Below are 12,440 nucleotides of genomic sequence, written 5' to 3' on the forward strand. Positions count from 1 at the left end.
ATGAGTACAATTCAGATAAAGTCCCCGTATGTCATCTTTTTAGGTGACATACAGGATAAGACGTTGGCGAAAACTGGGGCAGGATTGGCGAAATGGTGCGAGCCAGACGTGCTGGGACAAGTCCGGCTAAGCAACTGCAAAGTTGATCTCAACTTAGCCGATCTGACCCTCGAACAAGCGCTCGAACAAGGTGCCAAAAGCCTCGTCATCGGCGTTGCCCCAGTGGGCGGTAGTATTCAGGCAAGCTGGCTACCCACATTCGTCAAGGCACTTGAGAACGGTATGGATATTATCAACGGCCTGCACACTGATCTGGCCACGATTCCAGACTTGGTAAAAGCACAATCGCGTGGCACCGGTCGCGTCATCAATGTGCGTCAGGTGACTGAAGAAATGCCGATTGCCACCGGCCGTAAACGCCAGGGCTTACGCCTGCTTACCGTAGGTACTGACTGCGCAGTTGGCAAGAAGTACACTGCGCTTGAGCTTACCCGTGCCCTTAACGCCGAACACATCAATGCGACCTTCCGTGCTACGGGACAAACCGGCATTATGATCGCCGGCGAGGGTCTACCCATTGACAGTGTGGTCAGTGACTTCGTCAGTGGTGCAGCCGAGCTGATTTCGCCCGACAACGCAGCCGATCACTGGGACATCATTGAAGGCCAGGGGTCACTGTTCAATCCGTCGTTTTCAGCAGTCAGTATGGGCTTGCTGCACGGCTCGCAGCCCGACGCTATAGTGCTTTGCCATGACGTCGCCCGCGAGCGGGTCAGCACCTGTCCGGGTTACCCGTTGCCGGCACTGCAGAACTGCATCGACCTGCACCTGCAATGCGCCAGAATAGTGAATCCAAATGTGCGCTGTATTGGGGTTAGCATTAACACCTCGTCTCTTGAGCCACGCACAAGACGTGCTTACCTGGACAAAATACAAGCCGAACTGGGGTTGCCCTGTGTTGACCCGTTAGTAGATGGGTGCGACGCTTTGGTGACGGCGCTCTTTGAGCAATTTCATCAACCCCTGGGTCAACTCCATGCTAAGTGAACAACGCTGGTTTAACTGGTTCCGCATCTATTTAGTACCGGGACTTATTTTCCAGTCGGTGATTGTCGGCGGTGGCTATGGCACAGGCCGTGAAATCGCAGAGTTTTTCCTGGTCCACGGAGCTGCCGGCGGTCTCGTCGGTATGCTCATTTCGTGTATTGTGTGGGGCGTCATACTTGCTATTGCGTTCGAATTCGCGCGACTGACCCAAAGCTACAATTACCGCACCTTCTTCCAGGCCTTGCTGGGTCGCTTCTGGTGGCTGTTCGAAGTCATTTATTTACTGATCGCACTGCTCGTTTTAGCCGTCATCGGCTCAGCAGCCGGTGAGATTGTTGAACAACTCCTGGGCGTGCCAGCAAACGTTGGGGTACTTACCCTGATGGTCTGCGTCGGCGCGCTCGCCTTTTTTGGTAGTCGCTGGATTGAACGCTTCTTCGTCGGTTGGTCTGCACTTTTGTACCTGACGTACATCGTGCTGTTCACCCTTGCCTTTAGCCGCTATGGCGACGACATTATGCAACGTATCAGCGATGCCGACGTGGTGGGTAGCTGGGGCGTGGATGGCGTACGCTACGCTGCCTACAACCTTAACGCGTTAGCGGCAGTGCTCTTTGTCGTACCCAGATTTCGCCGTTCCCGCCATGCGCTGGGCGCAGGCGCGCTCGCAGGGGTGATCGCTATTATCCCCGGCATTTTCGTGTTCCTGACACTGCTGGCAGGCTACCCCAGTACGCTCACCGCGGCAGTGCCCATTATTGACGTGCTCGCTACGCTGAACCTGCTCTGGTTGTTTGTGATCTTCCAGGTCATGTTGTTCGGCACATTCATCGAGACCGGCACCGGGGTGATCCATGCGGTCAATGAGCGCGTGGCCAATAGCTTTAGCCTTCGTAAGAAGACTTTCCCGCAGTATTACCGGGCCATTATTGCGATCGGCTTCGTTTTCGTGGCCACCTATCTGGCCAAAGCCGTCGGCATCATCGGCTTGATTGCCAGCGGCTACGGCATGCTTTCGTATGCTTATATTGCGGTCGTTATCGTGCCACTACTTACCCTGGGTCTTGCGCGGGTGATTAAACAATCAAGTCCTGAGTATAAAACTGCTTATTCTGAAAAATAGCGTTCAGTACACGTTCTTCAGTTTGCGCAATCATATCGGTAATGCAGGTCTGGATGCGTTTGCTGTCATCGCTGCGCACCACATCGATAATAATATTTTGCTGGTCGCTGGAGTAAGGATAGGACTGTTTGGTCTTCACATAGAGCCAGTAAATACGCATGGCGGTGTCTTCCAGCTGACGAATCCAGTCGACCATCAGCGGGTAACCGACCGGCTCGCATAAGGCAAGGTTCAGCTCTTTGTTGGTCTTTAACAGCTCGAGCGCAGCGTCATTGTCGGTCGATTGCATCAAATCAGCAATCTTACTGTTCAGCTCGACGATGTGATCAAAATCGACTTTAGCGCCAGCCAGCGATATGACTTCAGGCAACAGCATGCGGCGCAGCATAAAGTTTTGGCGGATTTCCAGTAAGGTCAGCGGGGCCACCTGGGTGACACGTTGCGATAACGTGACCAAAAAGTGTTGCGCCACCAGACGCTCCATCATATTGCGGGCAATCGCGCGACTGATGCCAAAAGTTTCACTCAGAACGTTTTCTGAAACCTTCTGACTGGGCGGCAACGCTTGCGTCACAATGGCGTCCATAATCATGCCGTAAGGGTCTGAGGTATCGTGCTTGCTCATACGTGTCTGTTTCCTTCAGTAAGGCGTCAGTAAGGCGCTAAATCGGCCGTAGCGAACCCTATTTTAGTACAACCGGCGGTCATAATATACCCGCTCTTCGGAAATAGCGCAGCCATTCTGTATGAAAACACACTTTATAACAGGTTTATTTATTATTAAGGCTGTACAAATGATTTTAGGTATGGTTAATTAATCAACAATAACAACATAGGAACAAATACAATGTGGCATCCTATCAAGCACTTGAGTGTGCTTGCCCTGCTGTTTTTAGGCATTTCAAGCCCCAGCTGGGCCACGCCAGACTACGATATCGTGCTCAATGGCGGGCGCGTGATCGATCCGGAGACAGGCCTCGACGCGGTTCGAACGATCGCTATCGATAACGGCAAAATAGTTGCCGTCAGTGAACAGCCACTTAGCGGTGCGCGCACCCTTGACGTCACCGGGCTTATCGTCAGCCCTGGCTTCATTGATATGCACGCCCACGGTCAAACGATACTCACCAACCGCGTGCAAGCCTTTGATGGCGTGACTACAGCCCTTGAGCTTGAGTCCGGCGCCTTCCCAATTGACGCGTACTACAGCATTCGCGCTAAAGAAGGCCGGCCGATTAACTATGGTGCATCGGTCAACTGGTTAACCGCGCGCATTGCAGCTGTGCTCGATCTTGAACCTTCAAGCGACGCCGACTGGTTCACCCAGGCGTTAAATCGGGACGGCTGGCAGGACACCATCGCCACCCCTGAGCAATTGGCGGAAATTGAACAATTGGTCGCGCAAGGCTTAGACCAGGGCGGTCTCGGCGTTGGCTTTCTGACTGGGTACGCACCCGGCTCTGGCCACAAAGAGTACTACCGTATTAATCAACTTGCCGCTGAACGAGGCGTGCCGACGTTCACCCATGCACGCTTTCTGTCGATGGCAGAGCCGCAAAGCTCATTTGAAGCGATTCAGGAAATCATCAGTGTGGCTGCAGGTACCGGGGTACATGCCCACATCGTGCACTTAAATTCGATTAGCTTAAAAGATATCGAACTGATCCGGCCGATGATTCTGAATGCCCGCGAGCAAGGTGTAAAACTCTCAACCGAAGCCTATCCCTATGGTGCGGGTGCCACATCCATTGGTGCCGCAATGTTTCGTGGTGAAGGTTGGCGTGAACGCATTGGCGGCATCAGCGCGAACAATTTTGCCGTCGATGGCAAGCGCTTAAGCGAAGAAGAATTTGCCCAGCTGCAAGCTGAAGCACCACAAACCGATATCATTATTCACTTTCTGGACGTATCGAAACCGGACGAGCAAGCGCTTATCGATCAAGCGGTCCTCATGCCCGGTGGCGTAATTGCTTCCGACGGCGGTGGCTGGTTACTCGGCACTACACCGGTGGCGGACGATGTCTGGCCACTACCGGAAGACGCGTGGTCTCATCCGCGCAGTGCAGGAACTTATGCGCGGTTTGTCAGTGACTATGTGACGGTTCGGGAAGTTCTCACGCTGAGTGAAGCGATTGCAAAAGTCAGCTACCTGCCCGCCAAAATTTTACAAGACGCTATTCCGCAAATGCGCCACAAAGGTCGAATTCAGGTCGGCGCTGATGCCGACATCGTGGTGTTTTCACTACCGGAGTTTGATGATGCGGCAACTTATGCAAAACCAGCACAGCTCTCAAGGGGCTTAAAACATTCTATTGTCAACGGACAATTTGTCATCGAGGACGGCTTACTTGATACCTCAGCCCTCCCCGGTCAGGCCGTGCGTAACAAATAACAAAAAAGGAGAACATTATGCAGCTTGGTCACATGAAACGTGGCAATGCATTTCGCTCAGCGCTCTGTAGTCTTTCGCTACTGATTGCCGGAGCAAGTGCGCCACTTTATGCACAAGAAACAGAGCAGGATCCTGCTCCAGTCACTACCACTGAACCTGAGGTTGTTGAAGTTGCAACGCAACAGGACCCATTGCCGGGACTTGGCGCCTATATTGAAGGCACCATCGAAGCGCAAATGGCACTGGAAGATATTCAAGCCGTGACCGTTTCCGTTGTTAAAGACGGTAAAGTGGTGTACGCCAACGGCTTCGGTATGCAGGACATTGAAGAAGGCATCGAAGTCAATGCTGAAACCTCGCTGTTTCGCATAGGCTCAACGTCGAAGCTCTTCACCTGGTTAGCCGTCATGCAGCAGGTCGAACGCGGTAACCTTGACCTCGACACCGACGTGAACACCTACCTGGACTTCGAAATTCCAGCGACTTATGAAAAACCTATTACTCTTCGTCATGTCTTGTCGCACACTGCTGGCTTTGAAGACGGTGGCTTGGGGTATTTGATTCATTATTACCCCAAAAAAGGCCCCGAGCTTGCTGAAGCCATGGCCAAGTACATTCCTGAACGGGTCAACCCGCCGGGCGAAGTCTCGTCTTACTCGAACTATGCCACCGCACTGGCTGGCTTGATTGTGCAAAACGTGACTGGCGTGCCATTTAATCAGTACATCAAAGAGAACCTGTTTGATCCCCTGGACATGCAATACGCAAGCTTCGCTGAGCCTTTGCCGGATGACCTTGAACCTTTCATGACCCGTGGTTACGAGCGTGAATTGGGCGTGTGGGAAGAGCAGCCGTTCGAAATGATTAACGCCTTTGGTCCCGCCGGCGCAGTTTCTGCCAGCGCCCTGGCCATGGCGAAGTTCATGCAAGCGAACCTGAACAACGGCGAACTCAACGGTAACCGTATCCTGTCCGCAGAAATGATGGAGCAAACACACTCTGATCTGTTTACCGCTGATCCACGGGTAAATGGCATGGCGCATGGCTTCTACGAAAAAACCTACAATGGTTTCCGGGTGATTGGCCACGGTGGCGACACCATGCAGTTCCATACTGATATGGCGATCGATAAAGAGAATAATCTCGGGATTTTCGTGTCGTACATGAACACGTTGAGCAACAAGTCCCGCAGTAATTTTGTGGGTCAGATTTACGATCACTTCTTCCCACAAGACGTGGAGCCAATTGAACCGCCGTCCGACTTTGCTGATCGCGCAGACCAGTACGCAGGCTCGTGGACGTTCTGGCGTCGCAACGTAAGCACCATCGAAAAAATGTTCGGCCTGATGAGCGGCGGCATCGACGTCGTACCTACCGAGAACAATACCTTGCTGGTGACCGGTCCGTTTGCCGTGCGTCAATTCGTTGAAGTGGGTGACAACCTGTTCCGCCAGCTCGATGGCGACGAGCGTATTGTTTTCACTAGCCGGTCCGGCGATGGCCTCGATACCTTCTACTTCGAGAGCTTGCCATTTATGGGTATGCAGCGCATGCCAACGTTTGAAACCAGCTTGTTCAAGTACCTGCTACCAGGTCTGGCGCTGTTGTTATTCCTGCACTCGATTGTGAGCTGGTTCTACAAGCGTAAAGATTACAAACAACGTCCAGCAGCAAGCAAATCACTGACCTACAGCACGCTGTTGATGAGCATCGTACACCTGGTCTTTGTGGTACTGCTGGCGATTGTCATTGTTGCCTTTGGTGACAGCCTGTTCAGCGGCATTCCATTCCTGCTGAAAGCAGCTCTGATACTGCCGTTACTGGCCATTGTGCTGACCCTGTGGGCATTGTTCCGCTACGTGAAGCGCTTCGGTGATGAAACCTTCACCATCGGCCGTCGCATCTACTACGGTTTGTTAGTACTTGCAGGCGTGTTCATGTGCTACTTCTACTACTACTGGAACATGCTGGGCTGGAACTACTACAGCTAAGCTTTAAAGTACGTACTTACAAAAGCTCCCGGATGAAAATTCGGGAGCTTTTTTGTTGCCCGAGCATAAGGGCTTTAAATTCATCACTGATCAGATCATCCGCGGCTACTCGCAGCCAGAATTCCTCAGCCATGGCTTCAGCCATCTGCCAATGCACCGCGCGTACGCCAGCGTCCATGTGCGGCTTCCATACCCTGTTGCGCAAATCACCTGCAGCGCTTGGCGCGTAATGCATAGGCAACATGTCGTACACAGGTGTCAGTTCATAAGGACGCATCCCCTCATGGTAAACCGATAAATTTCCATGATGCATGTCACTATTAGCAATAAGCTGACCAAAGGCCCACGCCACTGCTGCGTCAACCATAGCTTGTTCGCTGATTACATTCTGCTGATGTAGTCGCACCGCTAGAGAGGGCCAGGCTAAGCCCGCATCACCGACAAACTCGAGGTCGAGGCTCGCTAACGAGACCACGCCAGCACGCCCATAACGTTCTGCATCCGCAGCAAACCGGTCAAACCGGACTGATTGCAAGAAGGTGCGTTCACCTACAGTGAAGCTACGATTATCGGCGGCAAAATCCGGCTTAACACGATTCATGGCCACCGCAGCATGCGCTTCACAACGCAGTAAGTCAGCCCAGCGCTGGGCGACCACGTTCACCGGCTGCCCCACGCGCCCTGAAAACTTAACGATGCTCGGCGAACCGTCAACCACAGCCACCAACTTTGGCTGTTCACCTTTTACGGAAGAATCAAAGTGCACCCCTGCCGCGACCTGTTCCGCGTGTTCGGCAACCTGCGCAGAGTTCGAGTCCCGGAGCTGCGGGCCCTCCAGCCACTGAGTATAGGCCTGCTGACCAATCAGCAAGTTGCCTACGGCATCCTGAGGTTCAGTGATGAGCACACTAAGCACATCATTTTCATTCCAGTCGCGTGGATCTGCACTCACTTGCAGACCCTTTTCCACCAACTGCTGGGCGAACTGACGCCCTAAGAAACCCTGTGGCCGCATATCGGAAAGCCACCACGGCAACGCATCATATTCACGCCACTCAATGTCATTGGCGCTACGGTGATACTCGACAACAAAGTGCTCTTGTGGATAAACAGGATAGATCACAGCAAATTGCGCACAATGACCCTCTCGCGTCACACGATAAATCGGAATTGCCGATTCATTTGCAACAGCGCGACGTGCGAAATAACGCCGAGATCTCCCTTTCCCTACAGGCAACACCTGGTCACCTAGCTTTTTCAAGTGCCGGCTTACCGTTGACCCATCCACTCGCAAGCGCGCCGCGATATCATTAGCTGAAGCGGCCTCACCTTTAAGTGTTAATAATATGTCATTTGATGTTATAGCCAACTTATTTTAAAACCTATAAAAAGGGCTTTATGTAATAAGTTTTGCATAGAAAAAATAAATAGCAACTATTATTATTTCTTATTGTTTTATATGGCTTTGTTAGAAATAAAACATGTTCAAAGAATTAATAATGCAACGAATAAGGTAAAGTGTTTAGTCGCTGGCAAAATAGTACACCCGCGCAATGCGGCCTTCAGCAAACTCATACACTGCTATGCTCGACTGCGCGCGCAGTTCGTCATCCACCTGCCACGAAGCCTGCTCAATTACCGACACCCGCGAGCCTAACACCTGCACCTCAAGTAACGTGCTGCGACAGGAAGCACATGATGCAAAATAGCTATCCATGGCGGCAACCAGAGCGTCACGTCCTGCGGTTTCTACGGCTACGGAATCGCCATTGACTGATAACCACTGCACGTCGTCCGTAACCAGGCGCGCCATCGCGGCTGAGTCCTGCGCGTTGAAGGCGGCAACGAAGTCCTCGACCAGCGCGGCGCGATCAACTTCAGCTGCTTGGGCCGCTACGAGCGAAGTAGAAAGCAGAAACGTCAGAGCCAGAAAATGTCGCATTACTCGTCCCTCAAATACTCAAACCGGGGCACTTCGTCGCTATCAACCACCACCGACTCAAAAAACATATCCAGCGGACGTACCCACAGCTTACGCTCACCGTACAGAGGGCGATAAAGCACTAGCAATTCTTCCGTTTCCGAATGCTGCACAGTGCCGATGACCTCGTACTCAGAGCCTTTATAGTGCCGATAGATTCCAGGTTTTACGTTGATCATTGAAGTCGTTCCATTGAAAGTATTTAGCTATTATAGTGAAAGCATTCTCGCACAACACACGGACTTAACGCATGACTAAATGGACCTTTGCCGCCCTCATCATTTTTACCACCTTGCTCGCTGGTTGCGCCAGTCAAACCACACCGCGCTCAGAGACCAATAGAAAATCCGATCAACAGACCGTCATTCAGGCCGCCGTTGCACAGGAGCCCGATCGATTTACCCAGGTCTATCAGTTTCAGCATGGTTTACTGCCCGAATGGGCCTTCAACTCTGATGGCAGATTCTTCGCCGACTTAATGCAAGGCGATGAGGCTTTTCTCCGCGAAACCGCGGCGGGTATGATTGACGAAGAGTACGCACAAGCCCTGCGCTTCACCCCGATGCCAGACCACAATGCCGTATTGATCGACTTTCCGCGACCTTTTGCCTCGCCGCTATGCTTTTATGCGCTCATCATTCAGGATGGCGATGGCTTCAGGTTCATCACCTACGAACGCACCCTCGAAATGGCAGGTGAAGCAGACTTTGTCGGCGTCGTCGGCTTTTGGCGCGCAGACGGCAGCCGCGGCAACGACGGTCCGCGCAGCTACTCGAGCGCAGACGATTTCGTTGACGATGTATTAGGCGAGCAATAAGTGGCTCCGGCTAGGGCTCTGGCTGGATGATGCTATCCTGCAAGAAAGTCACTATAGTGGGAACTACTCGCACAACAGAATAAGCCATCGCAAGATGAAAAAGAGTACAAAGTACTACAACCAGAACTCGGAAAGCCTGGTCGACCGTCTCGATTTCGAAGAGGCGCAGCGTGACTGGCTAACAGAGGTACCATCGGAAGGTATGGTGCTTGATCTCGGTGCGAGCTCAGGACGCGATGCCCGCTATCTGGCCAGCAAAGGTTTAAGCGTCATCGCTGTGGAATCTGACGCCGGCATTCGCGAGCAATCTCAACACTATGGGGCGGGACAACCAATCCATTGGATGGACGACAGCCTGCCCGAACTCACCCATGTCCACAAACTGCAAACCAAATTCGATCTGGTTTTGCTTGGCGCTGCATGGATGGACGTACCATCGTCCGCGCGGCAACGCAGTTTCCGTAAACTTAGCTCGCTACTCAAGCCCAACGGCAAAATGGTCGTCTCGCTGCCTGGTAGCGATAGTCCGGAGGAGCATGCAGATGAGCTCGCGCAATTCGCCCAGCAGCAGGGACTGACCTACAAACTGCTCGCCAACCGCGATGATGCCTCATCACGGCAAACCGTATTGCTCACCTTGCCAGATGACGGCACCGGCGCATTTCCGCTGATTCGTAATATCGTGATCAACGATAGTAAGGCATCAACCTACAAAGTTGCGTTGCTGCGTACCTTATTGCGCATCGCCGAAGGACACCCCGGTGCGGTACTGGAACAAACCGAGACTACTGTGGCCCTGCCTATGGGCCTGGTCGCGCTTTATTGGTTGAAACTTTATAAGCCGTTACTCGATCAATACGAAATACAACAAAGCAGCAGTAGCAAGGGTCTTGGTTTCGTTAAAGAAGATGGCTGGCAGACCTTAAAGTCTTTCACCGCTAACGATTTTTACATTGGCGCCTGTTATTTCGACCCTATCACCAGCAACAACGTCTACCGTACCCTGAAAGATATCGCCGCGACCATTAAGAACATGCCCGCCAAATACATCACCTTGCCGGGTACCAAAACCGAAGTCTTCCAGGTCGAATTGCGACGCACGCCCAAGCCCAGCGGGGCTCTCGTACTAGATTATGATTTCCTGAAGTCACTGGGTGCCTTCTACGTCCCGCGCAGTATCTGGGACGCGTTATCGCGTTTCAGCGTCTGGATTGAACCGGCTCTCGTTAATGAGTGGAGCCATCTGATGGCGAGCTACGCACTTAATCTGCAGCGCTCATTTTCGCAGGTCGACTACCTTAACGCGCTGAGATGGGAAAACCCCGAGCGCACCACCAACCGCGTACGCAAGCGTGTCGAAGCATTGCTGACCGAAGATCAGGTGCACTGTTGCTGGTCCGGCAGCGCGATCAGGCACCGAGCCTACGCCGTTGATCATGCTTTCCCGTTCGCCCGCTGGCCAAATAATGATTTGTGGAATTTGTTGCCGACGAAAACCGCCATCAACGCAGCAAAATCGGATAAACTACCGACCAATCACAAGCTACTGCAATCACGCGAATTTATTGTGCACTGGTGGCAACAAGGCTGGGAGGACTACAAAAATGAGTTCTTCACTCAGGCCAACTTCGCCTTACCTAATCTGTCGCCTCGCAATAAAAGTTACTCGGATGTGTTCGAAGCACTCGCCCTGCAACGCGATCGCATCAAACATTTGCAACAGCTGGAAGATTGGTAGCCTTTGAGCATTACCTTTATACACGCCATGGTAGACGATATAACAGACACAACACAGGAGAGGCATTCATGTATTAAGCGACAATTACGGTGGCCGGTCGCATTGACTCACTAAGAATCAAACCTAGCAAGCTCGGTTGCCTCATCTAAAATCAAACTCTACGGGAATGATATTAGGTGATTTATGACGACTACTATGAGTCTTGCCGCTCGCCGGGAAATGTTATTAAGTATCCGGCAGCGGTACTTATCAGCAAAACGCCCAGGAAAAACCAAGATCCTCGATGGTTTTGTGGCGGCAACCGGTTACGACAGAAAATATGCGCTCGTTCTGTTGTGCAAAAAGAGTTCACCAATCGACATCGTATCGCTAAAACCTAAATCCCGACCCGGGGCTCAGGTTTATGATGATCAGTTTCGCCACGTGCTCATTAAAGTCTGGAATGCCGCGAATCAAGTGTGCTCAAAGCGATTTGTTCCTTTTATACCTGATTTGGTTGCGGCCATGGAGCGACACGGTCACTTGCGAATATCAGAGGGTATACGAAAGAAGCTTATGACAGTGAGCGCTGCAACTGTTGACCGAATACTTCAACCTGAACGCTCTCGGCAAGTTCAGGGATTGAGCCAAACTAAGGCTGGTGCTCTTTTAAAAAGTAAAATTCAAGTGCGAACTTTCGCCGACTGGAATGACGTAGTTCCCGGGTTTTATGAAGTTGATTTAGTTGCTCACTGCGGAGATGATGCAAATGGCACATTTCTTAACTCACTAGTGATGGTGGACGTAAGCACCGGTTGGCTTGAATGCATGCCGTTGTTAAGAAAAAGTGCGGCGGATGTCATCAACGGCGTTAGCGTTGCTCGCTCTCTTATGCCGTTTCCGCTGTTGGGACTTGATACAGACGGCGGCTCAGAATTTATTAATTACGAAGTTTTGGATTACTGTGAGTCAAACAAAATCACATTTACTCGTTCACGGGCTTATAAAAAGAATGACCAGGCTTTTGTCGAAGAGAAAAACGGCTCAGTTGTTCGGCGCTTAGTCGGTTACGACCGCTTCGAGGGGCCTAAAGCGTGGGCAGCTCTCGCGAAGTTCTATAGTGTGTTACGGAAATACGTAAACTTCTTTCAGCCATCAGTAAAGCTACTTAAAAAAACACGTACCGGTGCCAAAGTGGCGAAACAATATGACAAAGCATTGACCCCTTACCAACGTATTTTAAATAGTCCGCACGTAAAGCAAGGCGTCAAAGATGATTTGACCGCAATGTACTTACAACTCGATCCGGTTGTAAGCATCCCTTAAAATAGGACCAGTGAATTTTTAGTGTGTCTGTGGATAATACTCTTAA

The 12,440-nt window shown here is 51.7% G+C and carries 11 protein-coding genes; 7 read left to right on the forward strand and 4 right to left on the reverse strand.

Annotated elements, in window-relative coordinates; translation table 11 throughout:
• Both ACQ5ES_RS09365 and ACQ5ES_RS09370 read left to right on the forward strand, forming a co-directional pair.
• Complete coding sequence (locus ACQ5ES_RS09365; protein WP_445016156.1) at positions 1–1,047, forward strand: N-acetyltransferase DgcN family protein; 1,047 nt, start codon at positions 1–3, stop codon at positions 1,045–1,047.
• On the forward strand, positions 1,037–2,170 hold the full coding sequence (locus tag ACQ5ES_RS09370) for a hypothetical protein (protein WP_445016158.1): 1,134 nt from the start codon (positions 1,037–1,039) through the stop codon (positions 2,168–2,170). The genes ACQ5ES_RS09365 and ACQ5ES_RS09370 overlap by 11 nt, the downstream gene beginning before the upstream one ends.
• On the opposite strand, the gene ACQ5ES_RS09375 is transcribed toward ACQ5ES_RS09370, so the two are convergent.
• Positions 2,124–2,795 carry a GntR family transcriptional regulator gene (locus tag ACQ5ES_RS09375; protein ID WP_445016160.1) on the reverse strand — a complete coding sequence of 224 codons (672 nt, stop codon included), beginning with the start codon at positions 2,793–2,795 and terminating at the stop codon, positions 2,124–2,126. The genes ACQ5ES_RS09370 and ACQ5ES_RS09375 overlap by 47 nt on opposite strands.
• A gap of 222 nt (positions 2,796–3,017) precedes the next feature.
• Here ACQ5ES_RS09375 and ACQ5ES_RS09380 point away from each other — a divergent pair, with 222 nt between their 5' ends.
• The gene (locus ACQ5ES_RS09380) at positions 3,018–4,562 is read left to right on the forward strand and encodes an amidohydrolase family protein (RefSeq protein WP_445016162.1); all 1,545 of its coding nucleotides are present in this window, start codon (positions 3,018–3,020) and stop codon (positions 4,560–4,562) included.
• A gap of 17 nt (positions 4,563–4,579) precedes the next feature.
• Positions 4,580–6,553: a serine hydrolase domain-containing protein gene (locus ACQ5ES_RS09385; protein ID WP_445016164.1), complete on the forward strand. Its 1,974-nt coding sequence runs from the start codon at positions 4,580–4,582 to the stop codon at positions 6,551–6,553.
• A 16-nt stretch (positions 6,554–6,569) separates the two neighbouring features.
• Here the strand turns inward: ACQ5ES_RS09385 and yjjJ are convergent, their stop codons facing one another.
• The 3 genes from yjjJ to ACQ5ES_RS09400 all read right to left on the reverse strand — a co-directional run bounded on the left by yjjJ (position 6,570) and on the right by ACQ5ES_RS09400 (position 8,713).
• On the reverse strand, positions 6,570–7,922 hold the full coding sequence (yjjJ, locus tag ACQ5ES_RS09390; protein WP_445016166.1) for a type II toxin-antitoxin system HipA family toxin YjjJ: 1,353 nt from the start codon (positions 7,920–7,922) through the stop codon (positions 6,570–6,572).
• Between the two features lie 153 nt (positions 7,923–8,075).
• Entirely contained in the window at positions 8,076–8,495 is a 420-nt protein-coding gene (locus ACQ5ES_RS09395; protein WP_445016168.1) for an SgcJ/EcaC family oxidoreductase, read from the reverse strand.
• Positions 8,495–8,713 (reverse strand): DUF1653 domain-containing protein, encoded by a 219-nt coding sequence (locus ACQ5ES_RS09400; protein ID WP_445016170.1) that lies wholly within the window; start codon positions 8,711–8,713, stop codon positions 8,495–8,497. Before ACQ5ES_RS09400 ends, ACQ5ES_RS09395 begins: the two co-directional genes overlap by 1 nt.
• A gap of 71 nt (positions 8,714–8,784) precedes the next feature.
• Here ACQ5ES_RS09400 and ACQ5ES_RS09405 point away from each other — a divergent pair, with 71 nt between their 5' ends.
• The 3 genes from ACQ5ES_RS09405 to ACQ5ES_RS09415 all read left to right on the forward strand — a co-directional run bounded on the left by ACQ5ES_RS09405 (position 8,785) and on the right by ACQ5ES_RS09415 (position 12,394).
• On the forward strand, positions 8,785–9,351 hold the full coding sequence (locus ACQ5ES_RS09405) for a hypothetical protein (RefSeq protein ID WP_445016172.1): 567 nt from the start codon (positions 8,785–8,787) through the stop codon (positions 9,349–9,351).
• 94 nt (positions 9,352–9,445) lie between these two features.
• Positions 9,446–11,089, forward strand: a complete 1,644-nt coding sequence (locus ACQ5ES_RS09410) for a class I SAM-dependent methyltransferase (RefSeq protein WP_445016174.1) — start codon at positions 9,446–9,448, stop codon at positions 11,087–11,089.
• Positions 11,090–11,272: 183 nt separating this feature from the next.
• Complete coding sequence (locus tag ACQ5ES_RS09415; RefSeq protein ID WP_445016176.1) at positions 11,273–12,394, forward strand: integrase catalytic domain-containing protein; 1,122 nt, start codon at positions 11,273–11,275, stop codon at positions 12,392–12,394.
• The last annotated feature ends 46 nt before the right edge of the window (positions 12,395–12,440 follow it).

It is taken from the genome of Pseudidiomarina xizangensis, assembly GCF_052541995.1.